23 protein-coding genes are annotated in these 25,977 nt (G+C 59.3%); 12 read left to right on the top strand and 11 right to left on the bottom strand.

The window, feature by feature from the left end:
• Nucleotides 1–43: 43 nt before the first annotated feature.
• Nucleotides 44–517: an iron-sulfur cluster assembly scaffold protein gene (locus ABIQ96_RS09635; protein ID WP_348214364.1), complete on the bottom strand. Its 474-nt coding sequence runs from the start codon at nt 515–517 to the stop codon at nt 44–46.
• Between the two features lie 77 nt (nt 518–594).
• Complete coding sequence (locus tag ABIQ96_RS09630; RefSeq protein WP_348214363.1) at nt 595–1,155, bottom strand: hypothetical protein; 561 nt, start codon at nt 1,153–1,155, stop codon at nt 595–597.
• A 101-nt stretch (nt 1,156–1,256) separates the two neighbouring features.
• On the opposite strand from ABIQ96_RS09630, the gene ABIQ96_RS09625 reads away from it, so the two are divergent.
• Together ABIQ96_RS09625 and ABIQ96_RS09620 are read left to right on the top strand one after the other, a co-directional pair.
• Nucleotides 1,257–4,031 carry a DUF1549 and DUF1553 domain-containing protein gene (locus ABIQ96_RS09625; RefSeq protein WP_348214362.1) on the top strand — a complete coding sequence of 925 codons (2,775 nt, stop codon included), beginning with the start codon at nt 1,257–1,259 and terminating at the stop codon, nt 4,029–4,031.
• Nucleotides 4,032–4,033: 2 nt separating this feature from the next.
• The gene (locus ABIQ96_RS09620) at nt 4,034–5,461 is read left to right on the top strand and encodes a DUF1501 domain-containing protein (protein WP_348214361.1); all 1,428 of its coding nucleotides are present in this window, start codon (nt 4,034–4,036) and stop codon (nt 5,459–5,461) included.
• Between the two features lie 79 nt (nt 5,462–5,540).
• Here the strand turns inward: ABIQ96_RS09620 and ABIQ96_RS09615 are convergent, their stop codons facing one another.
• The 3 genes from ABIQ96_RS09615 to ABIQ96_RS09605 form a co-directional block, all read right to left on the bottom strand.
• Nucleotides 5,541–6,803 (bottom strand): HlyD family efflux transporter periplasmic adaptor subunit, encoded by a 1,263-nt coding sequence (locus tag ABIQ96_RS09615; RefSeq protein ID WP_348214360.1) that lies wholly within the window; start codon nt 6,801–6,803, stop codon nt 5,541–5,543.
• Nucleotides 6,804–6,881: 78 nt separating this feature from the next.
• Complete coding sequence (locus ABIQ96_RS09610; protein ID WP_348214359.1) at nt 6,882–7,298, bottom strand: DUF5069 domain-containing protein; 417 nt, start codon at nt 7,296–7,298, stop codon at nt 6,882–6,884.
• Nucleotides 7,295–7,807 carry a VOC family protein gene (locus ABIQ96_RS09605; RefSeq protein ID WP_348214358.1) on the bottom strand — a complete coding sequence of 171 codons (513 nt, stop codon included), beginning with the start codon at nt 7,805–7,807 and terminating at the stop codon, nt 7,295–7,297. Before ABIQ96_RS09605 ends, ABIQ96_RS09610 begins: the two co-directional genes overlap by 4 nt.
• Nucleotides 7,808–8,018: 211 nt before the next feature.
• Here ABIQ96_RS09605 and ABIQ96_RS09600 point away from each other — a divergent pair, with 211 nt between their 5' ends.
• The 5 genes from ABIQ96_RS09600 to ABIQ96_RS09580 all read left to right on the top strand — a co-directional run bounded on the left by ABIQ96_RS09600 (nt 8,019) and on the right by ABIQ96_RS09580 (nt 13,745).
• Complete coding sequence (locus ABIQ96_RS09600) at nt 8,019–8,636, top strand: hypothetical protein (RefSeq protein ID WP_348214357.1); 618 nt, start codon at nt 8,019–8,021, stop codon at nt 8,634–8,636.
• A gap of 10 nt (nt 8,637–8,646) precedes the next feature.
• A complete protein-coding gene (locus ABIQ96_RS09595; protein ID WP_348214356.1) occupies nt 8,647–9,198 on the top strand; it encodes a HEAT repeat domain-containing protein in 552 nt (183 codons plus the stop codon).
• Between the two features lie 204 nt (nt 9,199–9,402).
• Nucleotides 9,403–9,738, top strand: coding sequence for a hypothetical protein (locus ABIQ96_RS09590; protein ID WP_348214355.1), 336 nt, complete (start codon nt 9,403–9,405; stop codon nt 9,736–9,738).
• Nucleotides 9,739–9,766: 28 nt separating this feature from the next.
• The gene (locus ABIQ96_RS09585; RefSeq protein WP_348214354.1) at nt 9,767–13,060 is read left to right on the top strand and encodes an N-6 DNA methylase; all 3,294 of its coding nucleotides are present in this window, start codon (nt 9,767–9,769) and stop codon (nt 13,058–13,060) included.
• 4 nt (nt 13,061–13,064) lie between these two features.
• A complete protein-coding gene (locus ABIQ96_RS09580; protein ID WP_348214353.1) occupies nt 13,065–13,745 on the top strand; it encodes a hypothetical protein in 681 nt (226 codons plus the stop codon).
• A 31-nt stretch (nt 13,746–13,776) separates the two neighbouring features.
• Here the strand turns inward: ABIQ96_RS09580 and ABIQ96_RS09575 are convergent, their stop codons facing one another.
• The gene (locus ABIQ96_RS09575; protein ID WP_348214352.1) at nt 13,777–16,323 is read right to left on the bottom strand and encodes a DUF3516 domain-containing protein; all 2,547 of its coding nucleotides are present in this window, start codon (nt 16,321–16,323) and stop codon (nt 13,777–13,779) included.
• Nucleotides 16,324–16,532: 209 nt separating this feature from the next.
• Here ABIQ96_RS09575 and rsfS point away from each other — a divergent pair, with 209 nt between their 5' ends.
• The 3 genes from rsfS to ABIQ96_RS09560 are packed head-to-tail and all read left to right on the top strand — an operon-like array spanning nt 16,533 to nt 18,378.
• Entirely contained in the window at nt 16,533–16,892 is a 360-nt protein-coding gene (gene rsfS, locus ABIQ96_RS09570; RefSeq protein WP_348214351.1) for a ribosome silencing factor, read from the top strand.
• Between the two features lie 45 nt (nt 16,893–16,937).
• A complete protein-coding gene (locus ABIQ96_RS09565; RefSeq protein ID WP_348214350.1) occupies nt 16,938–17,480 on the top strand; it encodes an RNA polymerase sigma factor in 543 nt (180 codons plus the stop codon).
• Nucleotides 17,473–18,378 carry a hypothetical protein gene (locus ABIQ96_RS09560; RefSeq protein ID WP_348214349.1) on the top strand — a complete coding sequence of 302 codons (906 nt, stop codon included), beginning with the start codon at nt 17,473–17,475 and terminating at the stop codon, nt 18,376–18,378. The genes ABIQ96_RS09565 and ABIQ96_RS09560 overlap by 8 nt, the downstream gene beginning before the upstream one ends.
• A gap of 3 nt (nt 18,379–18,381) precedes the next feature.
• On the opposite strand, the gene ABIQ96_RS09555 is transcribed toward ABIQ96_RS09560, so the two are convergent.
• The 3 genes from ABIQ96_RS09555 to ABIQ96_RS09545 are packed head-to-tail and all read right to left on the bottom strand — an operon-like array spanning nt 18,382 to nt 21,914.
• Nucleotides 18,382–19,833 (bottom strand): GTPase/DUF3482 domain-containing protein, encoded by a 1,452-nt coding sequence (locus ABIQ96_RS09555; RefSeq protein ID WP_348214348.1) that lies wholly within the window; start codon nt 19,831–19,833, stop codon nt 18,382–18,384.
• Nucleotides 19,830–21,257, bottom strand: coding sequence for a hypothetical protein (locus ABIQ96_RS09550; RefSeq protein ID WP_348214347.1), 1,428 nt, complete (start codon nt 21,255–21,257; stop codon nt 19,830–19,832). The genes ABIQ96_RS09555 and ABIQ96_RS09550 overlap by 4 nt, the downstream gene beginning before the upstream one ends.
• 60 nt (nt 21,258–21,317) lie before the next feature.
• Complete coding sequence (locus ABIQ96_RS09545; RefSeq protein WP_348214346.1) at nt 21,318–21,914, bottom strand: hypothetical protein; 597 nt, start codon at nt 21,912–21,914, stop codon at nt 21,318–21,320.
• 129 nt (nt 21,915–22,043) lie between these two features.
• Here ABIQ96_RS09545 and ABIQ96_RS09540 point away from each other — a divergent pair, with 129 nt between their 5' ends.
• Nucleotides 22,044–22,814, top strand: coding sequence for a DUF1287 domain-containing protein (locus ABIQ96_RS09540; protein ID WP_348214345.1), 771 nt, complete (start codon nt 22,044–22,046; stop codon nt 22,812–22,814).
• A gap of 17 nt (nt 22,815–22,831) precedes the next feature.
• Here the strand turns inward: ABIQ96_RS09540 and ABIQ96_RS09535 are convergent, their stop codons facing one another.
• Together ABIQ96_RS09535 and ABIQ96_RS09530 are read right to left on the bottom strand one after the other, a co-directional pair.
• Nucleotides 22,832–24,157 carry a homoserine dehydrogenase gene (locus ABIQ96_RS09535; RefSeq protein WP_348214344.1) on the bottom strand — a complete coding sequence of 442 codons (1,326 nt, stop codon included), beginning with the start codon at nt 24,155–24,157 and terminating at the stop codon, nt 22,832–22,834.
• Between the two features lie 64 nt (nt 24,158–24,221).
• Nucleotides 24,222–24,530 (bottom strand): hypothetical protein, encoded by a 309-nt coding sequence (locus ABIQ96_RS09530; RefSeq protein WP_348214343.1) that lies wholly within the window; start codon nt 24,528–24,530, stop codon nt 24,222–24,224.
• Nucleotides 24,531–24,633: 103 nt separating this feature from the next.
• Here ABIQ96_RS09530 and ABIQ96_RS09525 point away from each other — a divergent pair, with 103 nt between their 5' ends.
• The gene (locus ABIQ96_RS09525) at nt 24,634–25,959 is read left to right on the top strand and encodes an OmpA family protein (protein WP_348214342.1); all 1,326 of its coding nucleotides are present in this window, start codon (nt 24,634–24,636) and stop codon (nt 25,957–25,959) included.
• Nucleotides 25,960–25,977 lie beyond the last annotated feature (18 nt).

Raw genomic sequence — 25,977 nt, 5'->3', positions numbered from 1 at the left:
CGACCGCGGGTATTTATCGCCATTGGACAAATAAACGGCGCGGTTAGTCGATCGGGACAATGCGCAGCGTGCCGCCCGCCTTTTTCTGAAGCGAGGACGCCAGGGTCGGGGCCATGTTTCCCGCTGCCACCGCGGGTGCCGCTGTCGGGTCATTTTCCAACGCATTTCGCAACGCGCCTTCCACGAGTTGGCCGCAATGGATCTTCATCGGCGGCAAGGGCCCGAGGTCGCCGGTCAGTTCCTGGGCGGTGAGGTGCTTGGCTTCTTCGGCGGTTTTTCCGCGCAGCAGTTCCGTCGCCATCGAGGCCACGGCGATCGCCGTTTGGCAGCCGAATGCTTGGAACGACGCGCGGTCGATCACGCGCTTGCCGTCCTTTTCGGTGAATTTCAGCCACATCCGCAGCATGTCGCCGCACTCCGGGGAACCGACGGTTCCGACGGCATCGGCGTTCTCAAGTTCACCCTGATTGAGCGGGTTCGCGAGCGCCTCTTTCACTTTTGATTCGAATGAACTCATGGTTGATGCCTCCGATCTTCGGCGAGGAACCGCCGATTACGAGTCAAAATCCCCGGCCATGGAATCACCGGAAAGCGTCATTTCACGGTGAATTGCCGGCCGCGTCCGGTTTCCCACGCGTTTTTCACACTGGCGTAAAGCGCCGTCAGGTCCGCTTCGGTGAGCACCCGATACTCGATGGATTTCGCATGGGTCGTCTCAGGAAATTTTTTGACGACCATGTTCTGCACCTCGGCCCCCGTCCGCCGCGCCGCCTTATCGACCAATTCGCGACCACGGTTTGCAAGGTCGGAAACCGTGTTTCCCGGAGCGGCATCGGTCACCGGAGACATGAAATAGAAACGCGCCAGCGCCTGGCCGACCGTGTCCACCGTCACCTCATCCACAATCACCGCCCCATCTAACAAATACTTGTGGCGGCTCACCGACGTGATCCGGTCCAAGGCGACCATGTAATTTCCGCCGCCGAGCGAAGCCTGCCAAAACCGTTGTGGTCCGGCGGAGTCTCCGGTCTTCTTCGGGTCCGTGGTCTCGGTGTCGGTCCCGGGATCCGTCGCGCCATTGTCGGTTTGAGCCCGCGCGGGAACCGAAAAAGCAAGAGCGCCGGCGAGCACGATCAAGAGGGATTTTTTGAACATGCGGAGAACGTGACACCATCTTTCCCGTTTGGCCAGCGGGGATGAAGCGCGATTGATGCTGAAAGCATCCGCCGCAAATTCGTGTAAGCTGCGGCTGGTTCATGCGCGTCTCCGCTCTCTCAATCGGCTTTGCTTTCCTTCCCTTGCTGGTGAAGGCAGAGGATCATTGGGCCTATCTCCCGCCGGTCGATGTGAAAATCCCGGCGGACGGATCGATCGACTCCCTGCTCGCTTCGGCTTGGAAAAAGGCGGGTTTGGCCCCCGCCAAAATGGCGCCTCCCCGGCAGTGGATCGAACGCGCGGCCTACACGCTCACCGGCCTGCCACCCACGGCGGAGCAGATCAAACGCATCGAGACGAATCCTGACGACGCTACCTGGAAGGCGCTCGTTGACGAGCTGTTAGCGAGTCCCGCCTACGGCGAACGCTGGGCGCGGCATTGGATGGACGTCGCCCGCTATGCCGACACGCGGGGCTACAATTTCGATCAGGACAACCGCTACCCCTTCGCTTACACCTACCGCGACTGGCTGATCCGTTCCTTCAATGCGGACATGCCCTATGGCCGCTTCGTGAAATTGCAGATCGCCGCCGACTGCATGACCGACAAGCCCGAGGATCCGGACCTGGCGGCACTCGGATTCCTAACAGTCGGCCCGCGTTCCGGAGGCTTGGAAACCATCGACGACCGCGTCGATGTGGTCACGCGCGGATTTCTATCAAGCACGGTTTCCTGCGCGCGCTGTCACGATCACAAGTTCGACCCGATCACCACCCGCGACTATTACTCGCTCTATTCGATTTTTGAAAATACCGACGAGCCGGAGAACAAGCCGATCATCGGTAGTCCTCCGGATGCTGCCGCCTATCAGACATTCAAAGAGGAAGCCGCGAAACTGGACGAAGCGGACCGCGCCGCCCGTCAGGCCATCGTCGATCAGTTGCATCAGCCGGAATCCGCTGCCGTCTATCTGGAACTGGCATGGCAGGCGAAGAAGGAGAACTGGGATGTTTCAAAAGCGACCGCCGACGCGTTCAAGCGAGGCCGCTACCGTCCGGCCGCCGTCATCCGCTGGCGGGATTTCCTGAACGACAAGGCGTGGGGCGACAAGGCGATTCCCCGCATGGCGACTTGGGCGAAGGAGATGGATGCCGCGGATGAAGCGGGCCGCAAGGCGCTCTGCCTCGCCCTCATCAACGAGGGGGCCGCCGCACCCGACGGCAGCGAACTGAAAAATCTATCAGCCCAAGGCGGTTGCCCGCTTGCCTACGACATCAACAAAATCCGCGAGTTCTTCGATCAGGAGGACGGCAATCAAGGCCGCAAGCGCGCGGGCGACATGACGAAGCTCCAGAACGATCACCCCGGCTCGCCGCCGCGCGCGATGAGTTTGAAGGATAAGGGAAACTGGTCGCCCGCACAGATCTTCATCCGTGGAAATCCGGACAACCGCGGTGAAACCATCGACCGCCAGTGGCTCGGCTTCCTCGGCGGTGGAAAATTCGAGGACGGCAAGAGTCCGCGCCTGTCGCTTGCGGAAAAAATCGCAAATCCTAACAACCCGCTCGCCGCCCGCGTCATGGTCAACCGAGTCTGGGGCTGGCACTTCGGCAGCAATCTTGCGGACCCGGGAGATTTTGGCATCCAGCAAGCCGACCCTCCGCTTCGTCCCCTCCTCGATTGGCTGGCGATCCGTTTCACCGAACAAGGCGGTTCATTGAAAAATCTTCACCGTCTGATTCTAACATCAAAAGCCTTCCGCCTCGCCGCGGAGGGTTCCGTGAAAAACAATACCATCGACGAGGCTAACAATTATTTCTGGAAATGGAAACGCCAGCGCGTCGATTTCGAGGCCATGCGCGACCGCCTGCTCACCAGCGCCGGCAGCCTCGATACCGGAACGACCGGCGGCCGCTCCGTCTCGCTGGAAAGCGCCGATGCCGACAGCCGACGCACCGTTTATTCCTTCGTTGATCGCTACGCCCTCGCTAACACCTTCGTTTCCTTCGACCTGCCGCATCCGGATCATCACAGCCCGAAGCGCGTCGAAACCAGCGTTCCACAGCAGGCGCTGTATTTTCTCAACAGCCCTCTCGCCCTGCGTCAGGCGGCGAAACTGGCGGCCGATCCGAAGTTCCGCGAACTGCCCGATGACAAGGCGCGGCTGCAATGGATCTACCAACGGATCTATCAGCGAGATCCTTCCGCCGGAGAAACCGGCGACGCCCTGGCATGGCTCGAAAAAATCAACCCGGCCGACTATCAGCCGAAGTTATCGGGAGTCTGGGAAATCCGACACGCCCCGGACACCGGCGGCCTGCCCGGCGAGGCGCTGCCATTTCCGCTTTTCGGTGACGGGGTTTGGAAAACAGGTCCCGATCCGTCCACCGCACCCATCCGCTGGCTCAACGCGGGCGCGACCGGTGGCCATCCCGCAGCAGGCCATGATTTGATTCTCCGCTGGCGCGCCCTCGGCGCGGGACAGGTGCGGATGACGGGAAAAATCGAACGGACGGGCAAAGGTGGCGCAACCCTGGCGTGGAATCTCGCCAAAAGCGGTAGCCCGGATTTCGTCAATCACACCCTGCCTCCCGATTCGAATTCTAACATTGATGGCGACTGGAACAACGTGGTCGCCGGAGATACGGTGGACTTCGTACTTCGCGCTCCGGACGGGGATGCCAGCGGCTCTTCCGGGTGGGACCTCCGCATCATGGGCCGGGAAACCGCCGATGACAAACCGGAGGAAATCGGTGCCCTGCGCGACCAATTTCCCATCAGCAATTCTCCCCCACCCGCCGTGGTTGCGGGCGATCCATGGGCGGACCTGATCCAGATGCTCTGGGCGTCCAACGAATTCAATTTCATCGAGTGACCATGTCCCACCACCTAACAGCCAAAGACATCATCCTCGACCGCCGCGACTTCCTGCGCCGCTGCGGCATTGGATTCGGCGGGCTCGCGCTCGGCAGTTTGTTCGGTGGAAACGCTTCCGCCATGTCCGTCGATCCCGGCGTCATGCCCGGCCCTCATTTCGCGCCGAAGGCGAAGCGGGTTGTCCATCTTTTCATGAACGGCGGACCGTCCCAAGTAGATACGTTCGATCCGAAACCCGCGCTGCAACTCCAGCACGGCAAGGTCATCCCGCTCGAAGGACTGAAAACCGAGCGGCCCACTGGCACCGCCCTTCGAACGCCATTCACTTTCGACCGTTACGGCGAATGCGGGCTCGAGGTGAGCGAGCTTTTCAAACACACCGCGAAGCATGCCGACGATCTCTGCGTGATCCGCTCGATGACCGCCGACGTCCCTAACCACGAGCCGTCTCTCATGCTGATGAACTGCGGCGACGGCCGGCTCGCCCGCCCGTCGATGGGCTCGTGGGTGACTTACGGACTCGGCAGCGAGAATGAAAACCTGCCCGCCTACATCTCGATGTGCCCCGGCGGAATGCCGATCAAGCGCGCGGAAAATTGGCGGGCTTCGTTCCTTCCCGGACGTTTCCAAGGAACCTATCTGGACAGCTCGATCGAGGAAGTGGACCGCATGATCGAAAACCTCCGCAACCCGGTGGCGCGGAATTCACGACAGGGACGCGAACTGGATTTTCTCCGCGAGCTCAACGAACGCCACGCCGCGGAACGGGGACATGAGCCGCAGCTGGAAGCGCGCATCCGCAGTTTCGAGCTCGCCTATCGAATGCAGAGCGATGCCACCGACGCCTTCGATATTTCCAAGGAACCGACCAACATCCGCGAAATGTATGGTCCCGGCAGCTTCGCCCGTCAATGCCTGATGGCGCGCAGACTGCTAGAAAGAGGCGTGCGTTTCATCCAGCTCTGGCATGGCAACGGCCAGCCGTGGGACAGCCACGACAACATCGAGGACCACCGCCGCCTGGCCGGCGAATGCGATCAGGCGATCGGCGCGTTTCTATCTGATTTAAAAATGCGCGGCATGCTCGATGAAACGCTCGTCATCTGGGGAGGAGAGTTCGGCCGCACGCCCGTCGTCGAGATGCCCAAGGCCGGTTCCAACGCCGGCATCATGAAAGGCCGCGACCACAATCACTACGGCTTCACCACCTGGATGGCGGGCGGCGGAGTGAAGGGCGGCCATGTCCACGGCGCGACCGATGAGTTCGGATTCAGGGCGATTGAAAAGCCCGTCCACGTCCACGATCTCCACGCCACGATTCTTCATTTGTTAGGATTCGATCACGAGAAGCTCACCTATCACTACTCCGGCCGTGACTTCCGCCTCACCGACGTACACGGCAAGGTCGTTCACGAGATCATCGCGTGATTTTGTTCCGGAGCCGCCCGTTTATTTTGCGAGCCGCGGCTTTCCACGTGGCTGCCGATTTTGGATCGACATGAATCAATCATTCCTTCCGCTTCACCACCACCGTTCCGTCCTTCACCGTGTCAGGCGGGTGGAGGAGGACTTCATCACCGGCGCTGATACCTGATAGGATTTCCGTGAAGCGGCCATCCGAATGACCGGCTTCGACAGGTGTCAGCTTGGCGGTGCCGTTGCTGAAGAGATAAGTTTTCCACTGGTTGCCCTCGCGGAAAAGCGAACCGGCGGGGACGACCAGCACATCGTCCGCATGCCAGACGGCGACGCGGACTTCGACTCGGTAGCGATCTCCAAGCGCCTTCGCGGTGTCCGGGATATCGACCAGATCGCTGAGGACGATGACCCGTTGTTCTTCGACGCCGAGGGCGGAAACCTTGGTGAAAGCCGCAGGCTCCACCCGGCGGACGCGACCTGCTAGAGGTGCCTCCCCACCCCATTGTTCGATTTCCACGGAGTCGCCGGGGTGGATGGTGACGGCATCGCGCGAGAGGATTTCCGCTTCGATCTCGATGTCCGCCGGTTCGCCGACTTCGAGGATCTGCGTGCCCGGTGTGACCACCATTTCGCTCTCCTGCATCACCTTGAGCACGCGGCCGGAAACGGGGGATTTTACTTCCACCAGATTTCCCGCCGTGCTGGCTTCCGGGCGCTCGAGCGCGGCGCGGGCTTGGGCGAGTTCGTAGTCGATGACTTGCAGGGAAAACTCCGAGGCTCGAACCTCGGCGGCCCGCATCGAGGATTCCATCTCGACGCGGTCACGATCGGACTCGGACATGGTGCCGGCCTTCGTCACGGAGCGGACGCGTTCGAGTTCGGCTTCCGCCATTTTCGACGCGGCGCGGCTGGCTTCCAACGATTCGACGGCCCGCTTGCGGGAGGCCTCGTGCATCGAAACGACGGCCTCGGCCTGCGCGCGGGCACGGGGATCCAGGAGCGGCGACACGACCGGTTCGATGACCGTTAGAACAGTCGCGCCGGCTTTCACCTCATCACCCGGCTTCAGCGGCACGCGGCGCATTTTCCCGGCAACGGGAGCGGCGACGACGTAGCGGTTTCTAACACGCGTCTTGCCTTCCTCGGAAACCCGGACGGTCAGCGGCCCGCGGGCGGCGACGCCGGTTTCGACGATGACCGGCTTCGGCCACAAGCCCCAGGCGATGAGGGCGACCAGAAACAATCCGCCGAGCCAGGGCAAAAGGCGTTTGAGGACATTTTTTCCCGATGGATCGCGCTTGGTTTCCCATGGGGCGCTGGCGTTGGAATTGTCGGAATCTGGATGGGCCATGGCTGCGTGCGGACTTGATAGGCGGGCAGGCGGTGTTTTCAAGGAACCAACTTGCCCGAATGACGGAAGGGAACGGTGTTATTTCCGACCCTCGTCGTATTCGAAATACTCCGGCATCGTCTGGATCTCATCGCGGTCTTCCAGACCGCTTTCCTTTTTCCTGCGGACGAGCATTTCGGAAGTGCCGTCATTCCAGCCGACCTTTTTCAGATAGTTGTTCCAGATAAAAATATCGAGTTCAGTGAGCGCTCGGCCGTTCGCGAAACACCATTTCAGTATGTCCTCGTCCGTGCCGCCTTGCAGCACGCGTTCGACGAGTTTCGCATAGTCCACTTGCAGAAAGCCGGCGCAGCGGCCATCGAGACCCGTTCCCAGATTGTCACAAAAATCCTCGCGCAGATTGTCAGCCGCATGAAGCCGGATCTTGTCCAACATTCTCGCGAAATAGATCATCCCGAGAGTTTCCTGATAGGCGGAGAGCGGTACGGATTTCATGGTTCGGCAGATGGAATAACCGGGGACGCATCGCGAAGCAAGCCCGCGAGATCCAGTGGCAGGGTGACCATCGCGAGGCTGCCATTCACATCCCGCGGCCACTCGTCCCGCGGACGGTCCCGGTAGAGCTCCACCCCGTTCTGGTCCGGATCACGCAAATAGAGCGCCTCGCTCACGCCGTGGTCGCTGGCACCGTCGAGCGTGATTTTCGCCTCGACCAACCGGCGCAACGCATCTCCGAGGCTGGCCCGGCTCGGATAAAGAATCGCCACATGAAACAACCCCGTCGTTCCCCGCGCCGGCGGCGAACCACCCAGACTCTCCCACGTGTTCAGCCCGATGTGATGATGATACCCGCCTGCGGAAATGAACGCCGCCTGCTTTCCATAGCGCTGCATCAGCTCGAAACCCAAGACGCCGCAATAGAAATCTAGCGCCCGCTCGAGATCCGCCACTTTCAAATGCACGTGCCCGATGGACACTCCGGGGTCGATGGGACGGTCATTCATGCCGGGATTGTCCGCGCGGCATTCGCTTTCGCAATGGTTGAAATGGAGGTTTCACGGCGTTAATTGAGCCATATTAATTTGAATATCTTAAGTTTCACTCTAGTCAATATGGCGATTGAATGCCATCGTCGGACTCGACAAAGAGATCGGTTCGCCCCCCAAAGCGACTTCTTGTCGATGCGATCGCACCCCACACGTATCCCATCCCAAAATGAAATCGAACTCCCTTAAATTCCTCCTTTCCGCCGGACTGTTCCTGCTTCCGGCCATGTCCTTGCAAGCCGGCTTGAACGCCACGCTCCAGGTCGATATCAACTGCTATTTCCAAGCCAAGACCGGCATCTCCGGCGGCGTCGAATCCGGCCAAGTCGGTGTCGTCCGGCTCGACTCGAAACAACTCCTCACGCTCATCGGCAAGGAAAAGGGAATCAAGTTCGCCAATGGAACCCTGTTGATGGTCTCCGATGACGCCGTCGTTTTTGTCGCCGATGCTCAGGGCAATTCCATCATGGACGTCAGCAACTTGGTGAAGATCGTATTCCGAAAAGGTCACGAACTGCTTCACGGCAAGGTCAACCTCACCAACGGCAAGGAGGACAGCCGCACCTATTACCCGATCAGCCTGACGTTCAATCTCACCACCCTCAAAGGCTCCCTGGACGGCATCGGCATCGAAGATCGCCTCACCACCGCACCCGACGGCGACGGCGTCCAGATCATCCGCGGCAATACCGACTGCTCTGTCAACGGCAAGGGATTGGTCAACGGCGGATCCGGCTTCTACGAAGGCACGATCAATCTGAAGGGCAGAAACGCCTCCGTCCAATAAGGAGCCAGCCATGCCCACCCCGCGCGGCCGGATCCCATTGCTCGCCGGTGGCGCGGCGGTCTTGCTGGCCGCTGCCATGCTGATCCTGCAACGATCCAGCCCGGGGGGGAAACAGGAACCCAACGCAGCACCTTCTGCCGTTAGAAAATCCTCGACCCCTGCGGAAAACCGGACTTCCGTCCCGTCCCGCCGCCCCCCGCCCTACGGCCTTCTCAACCTGCCTGCGCTTCCCGCTCCGGTCGAGCCGCCCTACCCGCCGGGCTCGCCCGATAACCGGGAATGGATCGACAATTGCATCACCCGGCTCGACGACCTCGCCTGGCGTGACGATCCCGAGTCGCTCGCAAAAATTCTAGCGGAGCTACGCAACCCGCTTCCGGAAATCCGCGCCGCCGCCCTCAAAGCCACCAGGGCGTTCGGTAGCCGCGATGCCATTCCCTACCTCGAAGCCATTTCCCGCGACACCACGGATCCGCTCCAACAGAAGGCCCTCAGCGACCTCATCGAGCATCTCAATCTCCCCACGGTGCTCGAACAATCCGATTGGGACGGGATCGAGTGACGGAAGGGATGCCCGCAATCTCATGGGCCGCCGCAATCACTGCCGCCGCGACCCCGAAATCCTCGCCAAATGGCGCACCGCCTCCAGCAAGCGTGTGATTTGAAATAGTCAAAAATCCCGTCAACCAAACAGCTCCGGAAAACCATCCGGGGCTGTTTTTTTGATGGCAAACGCCCCTTCGAAAGCATTCATTCAAGTGTTCATATGAATAAAGAACTGATTGACCGCATGCGCCGGGATTTCGACTCGCTGGCCCAAACCCTGCCCACCGACGGAAGTATCGAGTTCTGGTTCGCCCGGGATTTGCAGGAGCCCTTGGGATATGCCCGCTGGGAAAATTTCCTCACCGCGATTCATCGCGCCATCGAGTCCTGTGAATCAACGGGTTACCAATCTTCCGATCATTTTCGTGGCGTCACGAAATTGATCCCTGTTGAAGACGATGGTTACCGTTTTCTCGGACTTACATGCGCCGAGACAGATTCCTCCGCAAAAAGTCTCCACAGGCCCGCATTGGGCTGGCAAGGTGCGGCAGCGTAAAATTACTCAACACAGCCTTCCGCCGCCCATGACCCTCGAAAAACTCCTCAATCGCCTTGGCTATGAGGGTTCTCCGTATTTTCTCAAGCGTGACGACGGAAACTTTGAGTCGGAACCGAGCTACGGTCACATTTTCCGTAAGGCCTTGGACCTGAAACGCCCCAAGACCCCCCGGTGGCGAGTTGAGGGAGTCTATGGCGTGCGCGATCTGGAAACAAAAGCGCACCGCTTTCTTCCCGTCGTCTATGTCTGCACAGCAGATGACGCGGCGGCAGCTCAGGAACTTCACCGGCTGGTTTGGAATCAGGACGTGGTGCCCTACGTTCTGGTGCTTACCCCAAAGGGAGTGACCGCCTATTCCGGTTACCGCTTTTCGGCAGACGCAAAGACCAACGATAAGAAAGGTGTCCTCGCAGCACTCACCGATTTCAATCACGCTCAGGAAATCGTCGATCTCTTCCATGCCCGTGAGGTAGATTCAGGACAAATCTGGAAGCATCCCCGCCTCAAGGTGGACACCAGCCAGCGTGTCTATCATGAACTTCTGAAGACGCTTCGCAATTTGGACACCGCCCTCCAGGCTGACGAGCTTTCCAAAGAAGTGTCCCACGCCCTGATCGGAAAATACGTGTATCTCCGCTACCTTCGCGACCGGGGCATCCTATCCGACGAGCGACTTTCCATCTGGGGTCTGAAAGAGTCCGATATTTTTGGAAACAAGGCCAAGAAAGGCAGTCTCGAAAAGTTGACCGAAGCATTGGACGGCTGGCTCAATGGTGAAGTTTTCCCACTACCATGGCGAGGCCCTGCATCTCCATCACCAGCGCATTTCCAAGCAGTGGCAGGAGCTTTCCATGGCGATGAGTCGCATTCTAATGGCACCCAACTTCAGTTGGATTTGCAGCCCTACGACTTCTCTTACATCCCGATAGAAACCCTCTCTCTTGTGTATGAGCAGTTTCTCCACATCGAGAAAAAGAAACCTGCCAAGGATGATGACCAGGCTGAGACGAAACCAACCAAAGGTCGCACGGAAGGTGCCTACTACACGCCGCTGCCGCTGGTGAACTTCATGCTCGCGGATATGGAGCAACGTCGTCCTCTCAAGAAGGGGATGAAAATCTTCGATCCAAGTTGCGGATCCGGCGCGTTTTTGGTTCAGGCCTACCGTCTCCTCATCGAGAAAACCTTCCCCAACCAACGTCCGAAACCGAAGGATCTGCGGGATCTACTTGAATCCTCCATCTTCGGTTGCGATGTGGATGGAGACGCCTGCCAAGTCACCCAGCTCAGCCTTCTGCTAACCCTGCTGGACTATGTGGATCCGCCGGATCTCACCGGCCCCATGCACTCTTTCAAGCTGCCCACTCTGGGAGAGAGCAAAGATCCCAAGAAAATTGCTGAGGGCCACACGCCCAATATTCTCAAAGGCAACTTTTTCGGTATTGAGCCCGCGCTTCGAGCAGCGGTGGCGCGAAAAAAGTCCGCGAAGTTCGATTGGCTCATTCACGGCTTCGATTGGGTGGTCGGCAATCCTCCATGGAAAACCATCCGGCCCAAGAAACTCGGGGAGAATGATTCTCCGGTCTGGGACTGGATGAAGGACCATGAAAAAACGCAACCCGTGGGACTAAATCAAGCTGCACAAGCATTCGTGTGGGCAGCCCCGCGCTATCTCAAGGCGGAAGGCGAATGCACATTGCTTGTTCCTGCCATGGGATTATTTGAAGAGCCTTCCGCCGAGTTCCGAAAGGCATTCTTCGATCAATATCAGGTCCACAACGTGGCGAACTTCACCAATTTGGCTGAAGTACTGTTCGACGGCCGAGCACGAGTTCCTGCTGCTGCTATTTCTTACCGAGTCCGACTGAGCGGCGAAACGTCCGAACCAGATGAAGCCATCACTGTTTTTTCACCTTTCGTAGTCAATCAAGAGCCTACGTGCCCCGCCAGTGAGGGCGAACGGACCAAAATCTGGAGCTTGGTCATTAATGGAAGCGAGATTCAAACCTTAGGCCAACGGCAAGCCGCAACTGGCAGTAGCCTGCCATGGAAGCTGGCAATGTGGGGTTCGCCGTGGGATGACCAATTGCTCAAAAGACTGGAGAGGAAATGGCCTTCGCTGTTACGGTTGGAAGCAAAGTGGAATAGCAAACGCCAAGACTTCATTAAGACGGATGAATTGCAGGTAGTAAATGTGAGTGAAGGTCTGCAACTGAGAGAAAAAGACGGCGCGGATGTTGAGCCAGCTGATTATTTGCAGGAAAGGCTTACAATGGAAATGAGTGCGATGGACCGCTGGAGACACGTCTTTAGCCTTCCAAAAGACAGTCTGAAAAATCTGGAAAACCATTCCTATTTCGCCCTAAAAGGGCGATTAAAACGCCCTCTTTCTGTTTCAACTTCACCTCAGATTATTGTTAGTGCGGCACGTAGCTTTGCAATTTACTCCGAGAAATCAATAATCGTTCCCTCACGCCAAATCGGCATCATTAGTTGCACGAAGGACAAGAACTTTCTCAAGGCTTTGTCGTTGTTTTTAAGTTCCGACTTCGCGTTCTACCACCAATTTTTTCGGTCCACTCAACTCGGAATTAAGCGAGAAGTATCGACGCTTGAAGCACTTCGGAAGATGCCAATTCCGTTAACTGGTCTGCCTCCCTCCGAACTTGCCAAATGGGTCGAACTCCATTCAAAACTCGCGAAATGCCCTCCGCGCCGAGTTGATGAGCGAAAACAAACAGTAAAGCACCCGGATCTCTTCGAAAGTGGAGAGTCTGATTTCGACACCCTCCTCAAGCAACTCAACCGGATGACTTACGACTTGCTCGGCTTGGATGAACAGGAACGCGCTCTAATTCATGACTTGGTTCAAGTGCGTTACGCTCTCAACGATGGCAAGCGCGGTGACGCGGCGATGCGCGAGCCCGAGCCCGCCGAATTGCTGGCCTATGCCAAGGCGCTCAAGTTGGAGCTGGACGATTTCGTGGGACAAGAAGCCGGGCGCGAGCATCGGGTCACCGTCGTCACTGATGGCGAATCCGCCATGGTAGAGATCGATTTTACACAGGATCTGAAAGCCGCCAAGAAACCCCAAGTATTGGCAGCGAGCAGCGATGAGGCCGCCGCGCTGCACAAAACAAAATCGAAGGTACTGCGCGAGAAAGCGCAGTGGGTGTATTTCAATCGCAATCTCCGGATCTATCGAGACAGGAAAACCTATGTATTCAAGCCGTTGAACCGTTTCCACTGGACCCAGAGTTCCGCGCTCACCGATGCCAGTGAGATCATCGCGGAAACCTTGGAAGGAGTCCCCAACTGACCGCATGTCCGAATCTCCCCCTCAGAGCAGTGCCAACCACGCGGACTACCAAGCCGCGTTTCTGGGACATGTCCACCGACTCCTGCAACTTGCCTACGAGTCTCTGACTCCTGCGGACTATCAGACCTCCGAGGAAGATGACATCACCGGCGACCTTTGCAATTACATGAAGTATCTCACGGAGGATGCACCCACCAGTCGCTGGATGCTCCAGTTTTCTGTCCATGATCAAGACCCGGTCAACAATATCAAAGCGGTGAAAACCGATCAGCCCCGCAAAGGCAAGCGACGCCCGAGACTGGATATCCGCCTTGTCAGCAAGACAGCCAGTCACACCCAGCGCTTCTGTATCGAAGCAAAGCGCCTCTATCGAAGCGATTCCGTGAGCGAATATGTGGATGACGCCGGTGTGGGTGCCTTCGTCTCTGGTGAATATGCCAGTGATGACGACTTTGGCGGCATGCTGGGGTATATCCAGACTGAGTCCTTGGAATATTGGGTGCCTAAAATCGAGGCGAAGATCCGGCAGTTGCCGAGTGTTCAGAAATTCTCGAAGGAGGAAAAGTGGTCAAAGGTCGCTTTCCGAGATGGTCCGAAAAATTGTTTCAAAAGCCATCATAGCCGGGAAACGGGACGTCCGATCACTTTACTCCATGTAAAATTTCCCTTCACTTCGGTGAAGTGAGCTGTCTCGGCCACACGTTTGCTTTGCCCTACTAAATCGGAGCAAGGGATTCGAGGCGGAGGACGGGGGTGCGGCGGGTGTTGGATTTTTCGAGGTCGAGGGTGAGGTGGAGGGACCAGTCGTTGAGGTCGTCGGGGTCGATGAGGGTTTGGTGGAGGGTGAGCTTGTCCTCGGAAAGGTGGGTGTGGCGGGCGTTGCGGGCTTCGGGATCGAGGCGGATCTGGTGGCGGGCGTCGTGGTAGGTGTTGAGGAGGACCATCAGGCGTTCGTTGGACCAGGGTTTGCCGTCGGAGTCGGCGGGTTCGATGAGGCCGAGCGCGGTTTCCGTTTGGTAACGGGAAAGGGCGGTGACGAGGGTGAGGACGTGGTTGCGCAGGTGCCGGGTGAAGGCCTGTTTGTTTTTGGTATACGGGATTTTCGATTGAAGATTGTTGATTGCTGATTGTTGATTTGAAGATTTGTCCGGGATTGGCGCGTCGGGGTTTTTCATGGCCTGCCATTCGTCTAGCAGACTCGAGTCGGTGTGGCGGACGATGAGTTCGAGGAAGGACTCGGCTTCCTGGAGGGTTTCGGTTTTGGCGGCGTCGGGGACGGTTTGGGCGAGGACTTTGTAAACCTCGCCGAGGTGGCGGAGGAGGACGGCTTCGGCGCGTTCGAGCTTGTAGGTTTTGATGTAGTCCTCGAACGACTGGTAATTCTCGATCATTTCCCTCGCGATGGTCTTGGGCTTGACGTTTTCGCTGCCGAGGTAGGGGTGGGTGAGCTTGAAGCTGTTATAGGTTTGATAGATGAAGTCGGCACCGGGTTTCGGCCACTCGACTTCATCGAGCATGGCGATGCGGTCGTCGTATTCCATGCCTTCGTCCTTGAGGCGGGCCATGAGCTCGGACTTGAGGAGATCGACCTGCTTGCGGAGGACGATGTCGGGGTTTTCCAAGATCGATTCGATGAGTGAGATGACGTTGAGTGCGTAGTCATCGGCTTCCTTGTCGAGCTGCGGGATGGCGTCTAGCAGGTAGAGGCTGAGGGCGTGGTTGATCGAGAAATCCTCGGGCAGCGAGACATCGACGACGACTTTCTGCGGGCCGCTGCGTTTGGCGGGCGGGATGATGTGGAGGATCTTCGCGCCGATGAGGCCGCGGAAAAGTTTGAAGGCGTGCTGCTTGAGGAGCTTCTTTTTCGAGGGAGGCTCGTGGCTGTCGTCGATGATTTTTTTCAATGCGGCGCAGCCGTCCTCGTTGGTGCGGGAGAGGACGTTGAGAAGGGTGTGGTGGTGGACGGAGAAGCTGGAAACGAGCGGCTCAGGCGGGGCGGTCTGGAGTTTTTCGTAGGTTTGCTCATCCCAGTGGACGAAGCCTTTTTCCGGTGGTTTGCGTTTTTCGAAGGACTTCTTTTTGTTAGCCACGGCCTTGGCGGCGAGGCGGAGATTCTCGATGATGTGCTCGGGCGCCTGGGCGACGACGTAGCCGACGGTATCGAACCCGCGGCGCCCGGCGCGGCCGACGATCTGGCGGAAATCGCGGACGGCGAGAATTTTCGTTCCGCGGCCGTCGTATTTGCAGAGGCCGGTGAGCATGACGGTGCGGATGGGAACGTTGACGCCGACGCCGAGGGTGTCGGTGCCGCAGACGACCTTGAGCAGGCCCTTGGCGGTGAGCTTCTCGACTAACAAACGGTATTTCGGCAGCAGGCCGGCGTGGTGGATGCCGACGCCGTGGCGGAGGATTTTCGCGAGTTCACGGCCGTAGGGACTGCGGAAATCGGCATCATCGAGCGCCCGGTTGATAGCGGTTTTCTCCTCCTTTGTGCAGAAGTTGGTGGAGAGCAGGTCACGGGCGGTGTCGGCGCAGGCGTTCTGGGTGAAGTGGACCAAATAGACGGGCGTGCGGCCTTGTTCGTTGAGCTCGGCGACTTTTTCCTGGAGCTGGGTGGTGGAGTATTCGAACTCAAGCGGGACCGGACGCTGGTCGGATTGAACGAGGGTGGTTTCGGCTCCAGTTAGAGTGGTGAGGGTCTTGGAGAAAAACGAGGAGTCGCCGAGAGTGGCGGACATCAGGAGGAATCGGGCGCGGGAGAGTGTGAGCAGTGGGATTTGCCAAGCCGCGCCGCGCGAGTGGTCGGAGTAATAGTGAAACTCGTCCATGATGACGTCGTCCACTGGGGCGTGCGCGCCGTCGCGAAGGGCGATGTTGGCGAGGATTTCCGCGGTGCAGCAGATGATGGGGGCATCGTGGTTGACGGTGGCGTCGCCGGTGATCATGCCGACGTTTTCCGGGCCGAAGACGTGGCAGAGGGAGAGGAATTTCTCGTTGGCGAGCGCCTTGATCGGCACGGTATAATACGAGCGGCGGCCCTGGCAGAGCGACTTGAACTGCATCGCCTGCGCGACCAGCGATTTCCCCGAGCCGGTGGGGGTGTTGAGGATGACGTTCTTGTCCTGGAAAAGCTCGAGGATGGCTTCCTCCTGGTGGTCGTAGGGTTCGGTGGCGGTGTTGAGAAGGTAGTCGAGGAAGGCGTTGAGGATGTCGTCCGCGGTGGGGTTTTGGGGGAGATTTTTCGGGTTCAGCGGGGCGGACATGGGGGGAGGTTGGCGGAGGAATCAGGAACCGCAAAGGCGCAAAGGTCGCGAAGGGAGCGCGAAGTTTTTTGGATGAAACGAAAAGCGGAGATGCGGAGGCCGAGGAGTATGGCGGGGAGGAAGGGGCCGTTTCGGGGATTTTCCTGCTGCAATTTTAGGTTGGTGTGAGGGGCAACTTGGACTAGGGTGCCGCCCCCCGAGGGGAAATTATGGCGATACAAGGTGAAGAACTGGCTCTGGCTTGCGCGAAAGCGGCGGACGATATCAAGGCGGAAAACATCCGCGTCTGGGACATGCGCGGGGTTTCGAACCTCACGGATTACATGATCGTCTGCTCGGGGACCTCGATGCCCCAGCTCCGGGCGATCCTGCGTGACGTGGCCGGCAATGTGGAAGACCTCCACGGCGTGAAACCGACGATGACCGAAGGCAAAGCAGACACCCGCTGGGTCGTTTTGGACTACATCGACGTGATGGTTCACGTGATGGACCAGGAGCTGCGCGAGTATTACGGCCTCGAAGACCTGTGGAAGGACGCGAAGGAAGTGACTTGGCAGCAGGCGGTCTGAAAATTTTGGGAATAGGCGGCGACTTACCCACTCCCATGATTGCCGATGAGTGAATTCGCAGAGTTAGTCGATGCCCATTACCAAGCGTTGTTTCGCTTTGGGATGTCGCTGACCCGCGATGTGGACCGGGCATCCGATCTGGTGCAGGAAACGTTCTGTATCTGGGCCGCGAAAAACGAACAACTTCGTGACCGCTCGAAGGCGAAGACCTGGCTGTTCACCACGCTGCACCGCGAGTTTCTCAACCAGCGGCGGCGTGCGGCGAAATTTTCCGACGAGCCGCTCGACGAAGCCACGCTCGAAGCCTCCGTTAGCAACGACGGTGACGCGGAACGCCAGATGGACGGACAACGCGCCATGGAATTGTTAGGCACGCTGGATGAAACCTACCGGGCACCGATCGCGCTGTTTTATCTCCAACAGCACAGCTACAAGGAGATCGCCGAAATCCTCGACGTGCCGATCGGCACCGTGATGTCGCGGCTTTCACGCGGCAAGGAAATGCTGCGCAAGCAGATGACGGCCGAGCCTTCGAGCGTGCCGAAAAACATTTTACAAATCGAACCGGGAGGCATCCGCCATGGATAAGGAACAAGCACGATTCATCCTGCGCAGTTTCCGTCCCGACGGGGCTGATGCGGCTGATCAGGATTTCGCGGAAGCCCTCAAGCTGGCGCTGGAAAACCGCGAACTGGGCGAGTGGCTGGCGCACGAGCGCGCCTTCGACGCGGCGTTCGCCCATGCCCTCGGCTCGATTGATTTGCCGGGCCATCTCCGCGAGGACATCCTGGCCTGCCTGGCTGTGGAGCGCGGCGATTTTCCACAGGCAGAAGACTCCGCCGACGCGGCGTGGATCGGTGCGCTGGCATCCATCCAGCCGCCCGCCAACCTGCGCGCTGACGTGCTCGCCGCGATGGACCGGACCTTGGTTCAAACGCCGGTGGCGAAAGGCAAAATCTCGATTTTCCGCCGCGCGGCGATTCCTCTGGCAGCCGCGGCCGGTATTGCGCTCGCATTTCTCATCACCCGGCCCGCCAATCCAACAGCGACCGCTCAGACTAGCAGAATTCCGATCGACGTCGTTCAGGCGGGCTTCATCCGGACTTTCGAATCGCCGACGTTCGACCTTGAAGAGAAAAATCCGGAGCACCTGACGTTGATTCAACACTTGAAGGACAAGGCCCTGCCCAGCCCTTCGTGCCTGCCTCCCGGATTGGGAAATGTCGCCGGCCTGGGCTGCCGCGAGCTGCTGATCGACGGCAAACGCGGGTCGCTCATCTGCTTCAACCGCGGCGACGAGGGCCTCGTCCACATGGTGATTTTCCGCCGTGAAGACCTTGAGGGCACCTTTCCGGACATGACCCACCCCGAGTTCGCACGGAACGGGGAATGGTCATCCGCACGCTGGCAACATGGCGACAACGTGTTCCTGCTGATGGAAAATGCCAAAACCGAAAAGCTGGCTGCGTTGTTCTCACAGGGCTGACCGTTAGGAGCGCCGTTCGGCTTCCTCCAAAGACGCCAGCAGCGCGTCGAAAACCTCCGGTTCGAGTGCCCGGTTCGGTGCTCCCTTGAGGCAACTGACAAACCACTTCTGGAGCAATCCCCGCCGCTCGGCGGGAAATCCGCGCGTGAAACCTCCTTCGCCGCCGTCCAACAATTCCTCGTCCCGCCGGCCGTGGGCGCGGGCAAGCATTTTCCGATAGCGGACGAGAACCCCGTCTAGCAGAATCCATGGGAAGTTCGGATTCTTCGGCGGCCCCATCGCCAACGATCTTCCCTCGCCCGCACCGAGCTTCACGCCGCCGTGGAAATCGATCCGCAGATCCGGCAGGCTGCCACCTTTGAACCATGCCACGCCGCCGCTCCCGAGCGCTCCGAGAGCAGCACCGAGGCCGTGGGACAAGCCGCCGGTCATCAGATCGAATGCGAGGCCGGCCGAGCCACCGACCGCCGCCGCGATCACGGCGAGCTGGTTGCGGCCGAGCCCCCACTTGCTCCAGGTTTCCGCGCTTTCCAGATCGATACCGTGGTAGGTGCCGGGATCGGTATCGGCTTTCAAAAGATGGTGCCGGTAAATCCCCAACAAGGATCTGACACAATCACGTTCGAGACCGGCGAGCGCGGTGAAATACTTTTTCGAAAGTTCTCCTGCCTTGCGTTCGCGGCGCGACGGCAGATGAAGGTCGCGTTCTTTGAGCGTGGCGGTGACGCGGAGTTCGAGCGCGCTTTCGAGAAATCTGAGCACGGCTTCCGCCGCTTCCTCGCGGCGTTGTTGCCACTCGTCCTCGACCCGGCGAATGGTTTCCTCCAGTTGTTCGCGATGCTGTTCCTCGATTTCCAACAACGCCTTGAGCAGCCGCAGCCTCTCCTCGTAACGGGCGTGGTGCGCGTCGAAAGTGCGCACGAGATTGAAGGAGCCACCCAAACGGGATTTCCAAGCTTCTTCGTCCGGTCCGGTGGCATCATCGCGGCGGTTGAGAAGCGCGAGCCGAGGCCGGCCGGTCCACCGGAGGATCTCCATTTCCGCTAGAAAATCATCACGCAAGGGTTTCGCCGGATCCACCACGTAGAGGATGCCCGCACCGGCAATCAGCGGGTCCAACAAACGCTTCTCATCGCCGAAATCCTCACCAGCCTCAGCGACGAACCGGCGCAGTGTTTCCAATCCCGGCGTGCCCTCGCCATGGAGTTGCTGGATCGCCCGCATGGCTTCCACCGGCCGCGAAAAACCCGGGGTATCGATGAACCGCACGCACTCCACACCGCCGAATACGACACGGTGAGGTTGGCAGCGGGTGGTCTCTCCGGGCGTGGGGCTGATCCGGACGAGTTCGTTATCATCAATCTCTAACAATGTAGCAATCACCGCGGATTTCCCCATGTTCACCCGGCCGACGACGGCGAAGGTCGGGACATTCCGCGGAACGGTTTCGTTCATTCGGCCGGCTGGATCTCGTTGCGTTTTTCGATGTCGATGACCGGCCGCTTGTCACTCCCGACGCTCTCGAGTCTGATCTTTCCTTTCAAACGGATCTTCTTTCCCGAGAGGGAGCGCAACGAGGATTCGGACAGTTCACCGACTGCATCCTCCCTGGAAATGGCGCCGCGGAAGTCCGAGCTGCCGGAGGCTCCGGAAAATATCAGATACTTGGTTGCGCCCGATTTCGACTCGGCCATCGATTCGACCGTGCCTTCGATGATGGCCTCCTCCTTGTTCTGTGCGAGGAGCAGATCATGGTCGGACGGGCTGAAGACACCGCCTTTCGCGGCAATGGTTTGCTTGATGGCGGCGACCTTGGCATCCGCCTTCTGGCTCGACTTGCGGGCGGTGGCGGTGAGTTCCGCGGCCATGCGGTTGGCCCGTTCCTCGCGTGATTCACCCGGAATCGAGGCGACGGCCGGCGTTTCTTTTGCGACAGCCGCGGGCTTGGATTCGGCGCGAGCGGCAGCGGGTGGCGATGGCTTTTCCGCAGAGACGATCCTTACCACGGGCGTCGGGCGCTCCTGTGCTTTCGCCACCAAGGCTGCGTTCCTGCGGACCAACATCCATCCGCCGAGACCGGTGGCGAGCAAGGCGGTGCATGCGAAAATCCAGACCGGGGCTTTCGACTTGGATTTCCTTTTCCCGGCAAGGATCGGGCGTGTCGCCTGGCGCACCACCCGTTTGGCGGGAGCCGGCGGTTCTACCCCGATGGCGGCGGCCAACATCTCGCGGGCCTCATGCAGGGTCGCCGTGCGGGCCGAGCCATGAAGCCATTTCAACCAGCCGCCGAGACCGGTGGAGGAAAGTTCCCTAACTTGTTTGCCAGTCCAACCCATGATGGAGGTCGTTAGAACGATGAACGGTTCCAATCCGAGCTGGCCGTCGTTTTTCCCCAACCATTTCAACGGCGAAATCCAAAAGCTGACCGGCCGCTGGGTTTGCTCCGCGCCGATGATGACGGTGTGCAGATCGGTTTCCACCCAAACACCTTCCGCTCCCATCACTTCTGATAGAATCTGACAGACTTCGAGCGCCTGGTTGATCACCGTAATGGCTTCCGGCTGGCTGAGAGGCCGGGCTTTGAGAAACGTCTGGAGCGCCTTGCCTTCGATCCACTCGGTGGCGATGTAGGGCATTCCGTCGACGGGGTCGCATCCGCCGCAGATGATCGATCGCAGTGCGGGGTGGCTGAGTTCCGAGAGACGGTTGACCGACTCGGCATAGACTGCCTGCTCGTCTTCGCTCAAGCCGCCGCCGGTCGGACCGAAAGGGAAAAACCTGCGGACGGCGACGGGAAGTTGGGTCTCGCCATCGATCGCCCGGAAAACGACGCCGGAAGAGTCCTGGACCACAAGGTCCTCGATTTTAAAACGCTGCACCACTGAAGTGTGACTATCACAGGTTAGAGAAGAGTCCAAGCATCGAAGAACGATCTTTCATTACTTGAGAGGCAGGAAGGCGGCGCGGGTGAAGCGATCCGGTTGGTGGAAATCCGGTTCTCCCTGCCCGAGATTGGCGGCGCTGATGAATTTTTGCTCGGGCGATGCGAGGATCATCGCCACATTGAGCCGGGTTTGAGGGCCGAAATCGAGTCGCGCCCGAAGCAGGGGGAGCGGGATCGCCATCGCGGCGACCCAGGTGCCGTCGGCGGCCATTTCCGAAAACGTCGCCACCTCGGGCATCGCGATGTCCATTTCGTCCGCCCTGACCCGCGGTGCGGTGAATTCACAGGTCCACCAGGCGCCGTTGGGGGCGAGATTGAACTCGAAATACCGTCCGCTCGCCGGATCCGCGATGAAGAGTTCGGCGACGTCGTAACGCCAGAGTTCGGCTTGAAACGCCCCGGGCCGCGACTTCGGGTGAACCAGCGCGGGCTTGCGGTGGTTGGCGAGAAACCAGAGGTGAAATGGATCCGTGACCAGCGAAAATGCCGCGGGCGGATCAATCGCTTCGCCTTGCAAATCACGGGCTAGGCCGAATAGCGGGACGTCCAATTCACCCCACACCAAAGGCCGGGGACTGGTGAGAATGGTCATGCGGCGGAGTTTGGGAGAAGACGTGATTTCCTGTCGAGGCCGGAGATCGCTGATTGTTAGCGGAAGTTCGCTAAATTTAGTCGCTTTTTCAGGTTGGTTTTGCTTAAACCCCCCCAAGTAATTAATTTCATGCCTCGCCCGCGATCAGGATTTTACAGCACGATTGAGTATATCGGACCGCGTCCGCAAAAGCCGAAGAGGCGAAATTTCTTCGGCGGATGGGTGATCATCGTGATTGCTCTGGGCATCGGCTTTTGGTTCGGAAAACCACTGGTTCCCTTTCTGAAGGCGACCCAAGTGGATGCAACCATGGAGCAGGCGTCCTTGTTGATTTCCACGCTGGAGGATTCCAATAAATTCGGCAGCGGACTTGCCGCAGCGGCTCTTTCCCACTCCGGCGACGAGGTTGCCTACGATTCAGCCTACTACAAAATCCCGTACCCCAATGGCGACGTGCCGTCGGGCAAAGGAATGGCCGCCGACGTGGTCGTGCGCAGCTATCGCAATGTGGGCATCGATTTGCAGGCTCTCGTTCACGAGGATATGACGGAAAATTTCCGCCTCTATCCTCAACTTTGGGATGCCGTCGGCCCTGACGCCAATATCGATCACCGCCGGGTGGCCAATCTCCAGCGCTTTTTCGAACGCAAGGGGGAAACACTCACGCCCTCGCGCAATGTCTCTGATTACCGCCCGGGCGACATCGTCGTTTGGGCGCTCGCCAATGCGGAAAGCCACATCGGCATCATCGTTCCCGGTCCCGGAAACCGTGCTGGCGAAGCATGGGTGGTCCACAACATGGGTGCTGGCATGAAATGGGAAAACATCCTCTTCGACTATCCGGTCCAACGCCACTTCCGCTATCCGTCCAAGGACGAGAAGGCTGAAGCGGAGAAATAAGTTTCAGAACCGGCGTCTCAGCCGAGGTTCTCTATCCGGAAAACGACCGGCGCGCTGTTGATGCAGTCGAGCGCCTCGATTTCAGTTAGTGCCTGTTGGAGTTTCCCGAACGGGCAGGTGTGGAGCAGGAAGACCATGTCCACGAAGGCGGCGTCCGGATTGCTCGGGTTCACCGGCGAATGGGTGCCGGAAATGCCGATGCGATGATCTGCTAGAACACGCGCGATTTCAGCAACAACGCCGGGGCGGTCGGTGACGTCGAAGCGGACGTAGTAGGCGGTCGAGGTTTCGCCGACAGGAAGGATGGTGCCGCTTTCGCGGTAGGGCAGGAAACCGCGATGGCCCGAAGCTTGGCGGAGGCCGCGGGCGGCTTCGACGAGGTCGGCGACGACGGATGATGCGGTCGGATCCTGACCCGCACCGCGACCGTAGAAGAGCGATTCGCCAGCGGCATCACCGTGGACGGCGACGGCGTTGAAGACGCCGTGGACGGAGGCCAGAATGTTGGATTTCGCGATGAAGGATGGCTGGATACGGAGTTCCACCGAGCCGTCGGCATGTTCGCGGATGACGGCTAACAGTTTTACGGCGTAACCGAGGTTTTTCGCGAAATTGATATCGGTCGGGCGCACTTGCTCGATGCCGGAGACGTGGATGGATGCCGGATCGATTGGGAATCCGTAGGCGAGCGTGGCGAGCAGGATCGCCTTGTGGGCGGCGTCCCAGCCATTCACGTCGAGCGCCGGGTCCGCTTCGGCGTAACCGAGCGATTGGGCTTCGCCGAGAGCGTCTTCGAAAGTGAGCCCGGCGTTGGTCATCCGGCCGAGGATGTAGTTTGATGTGCCGTTGATGATGCCGGAAAACGAGTGAATGCGGTTGCCGATGAACGAGTCCTGCACCGTGCGGATGATCGGGATGCCCCCGGCGACGGCTGCTTCAAAGTGAATCGGCGTGTCCATTTCCCGGGAAAGGGCGAACAGTTCGACACCACGCTCGGCAAGTAAGGCCTTGTTTCCAGTGACGACCGGTTTTTTCGCGCGCAGGGCAGCCGCGACGATTTCAAAAGCATCCGTTGTCCCCCCGATGAGTTCGACGACGATGTCCACCGCGGGATCCGCGACGAGGGCACGCCAGTCGGTGGTCAGAATTTCCGCAGGGACGTCTCCCGTCGTGGCACGGACTTTGGCAAGATCGCGGACGAGGATTTTCGCAATATGCAGGGTCACGCCGCCGCCGGTGCGGTCGGCGATAAGCGCGCCGTTGCGTTGCAGGGTGTTCCAGACGCCGGAACCGACGGTTCCGAATCCGGCCAAGCCGATGCCAAGGGATGAGCAGGGGTTCACGCGGCGGACTGTGAAGCCGTTTCACGCGCTGTCCAAGCCGGAAGAGTCGGAAAAATTCCGGAGATCAGGTAGGTTCCGAGAATTGGCGCTCGGCTTCGAGCCAGTCGCCGTGGGAATCGCCCGGCAGACCTTGCTCGACGCGGCGGCGGTAGTTCAAGTAGGCAGCGCGGGCCACTGAATCGAGAGACGGTTTCGGAGAAGCTGCTTTCTTCGCTGGCACCTTTTTCGCGGCGGGAGCTTCGGAAGTTGCAGGCGTGGCCACCTTTTTGGCGACCGCTTTTTTCGCGGCTTTCTTGGCGACGGGCTTGGGCGTGGTTTCAGCTTCTTTGGAAATGGGATCCGTCGTGGTTTTAGCAGTTTTCTTGGCGGCCATGGTGTTGAGAGGTTGGTTTGGAATGAGCAAATGCGATACCAAATGGAAAATAATCGGTCCGACTGGTGATTGCCAGCATTTTAGATCCGAGTATAGTTGCGCCATGTCCGACGGGTTTTCATGGAGCGCCACACGCGACAGCGGCGCTGCGTACCGCTTGCCCGGCCCGGATCACCTGGGCTGGTGGGCCGCCGTGGCGATGCTGGTTTCGGTCCTGCTCCACGTCGTCGTTTTCTTCGCGTTGGACCGGATGAAAATCGCCATCAAGTTCGAGGAAGCCAAGGAACTCAGTACCCGGCCCATCGACGTCCGCCAAGTGGAAGTCCGGCCCGCGGACGACGAACGCTCACTGCCGCCCGAGCAAGTGGTCATTCCGCCAAACGATGCGGCCGCCTTGATGGAAGACATCGAACTCCTCGCGAAATTGCCTGAAAACGCGGAGATCGATATCAAGCCGGACATCACCCAGGCGGAATATGCGTTGAAAATGCAGAACCCGGCGCTGGAGGGCGATCCGGCCGCTGTCGCAATGGAAATTTCCTCCAATCTTGAAATCGACACCGCCGACCTCCCCGAGCTCGGTCGCCAGCCCGAAAGCATCCGGCCCGCCGAAGTTGGCCAACTCACCGTCGATCCCGGAGCCGTTTCCGCAGACGACGCCGAGGCGGGCGGTTCCTCCGATCTCATCAAATACGGTGCCGGCGGAAAAACCGACCATGGCACGCTCGATGGCGTCACCTCGCTGGAGAACATGCTCGATCTCCCGCCAAACGTCCTTCTCGGCGCAAAAACCATGCTGCCCAGCGACCTGCTTTTTGAATTCAACAGCTCGGAACTCCGCGGCAGCGCCAAAGTCGGCCTCATGAAACTCGGAATGCTGATGGACCGCAACCCGAGCCTCTACTGCTGGATCGAAGGCCACACCGACCTCGTCGGCGGCGATGAATTCAATCTCAACCTCTCGATCCAACGCGCCGAGGCCGTGAAAAACTACCTCGTCAGCTCCCTCCGGATGGACTCCCGCAAGATCATCACCCGCGGCTTCGGGCGCTACGAACCGCTCGTCACCGCCGGCACTCCCGACGAGCAATCCGCCAACCGCCGCGTGGAAATCCGCATGCGGAAAACTCCTCCCACCAAGGAGCAGATGAAAATCGAGCCGCAAAAGGCCGCCGTCATCGAAGAAACTCCTTCGCCGAAGGCCGTGCTGGTGAAGCCTAACCGGGCTCTTCCCGTGGAGGAACCTCCCGCTCCTGCCCCGCCCATGAAGGCGGCCCCGGTCGAAGAACCGCCTGCGCCCCCGTTGAAAGCCGCTCCCGTCGAGGAAACGCCGCCGCTTCGGGCCGTTCCCGCTTTCCCTGAAGTCCCACGCGCTTCGCCCGTCGAGCCGAAGATGATCCCCCGCGCCGGCGTCATCGACGAGGAGTAAATCAGCCTCCTCCTCTCT

The sequence above is a fragment of the Luteolibacter sp. genome, assembly GCF_039920825.1.
Lineage (GTDB): Bacteria > Verrucomicrobiota > Verrucomicrobiia > Verrucomicrobiales > Akkermansiaceae > Luteolibacter.
The sequence above is the reverse complement of the archived record's forward strand: the minus strand, read 5'-3'. Positions and strand labels throughout refer to the sequence as shown.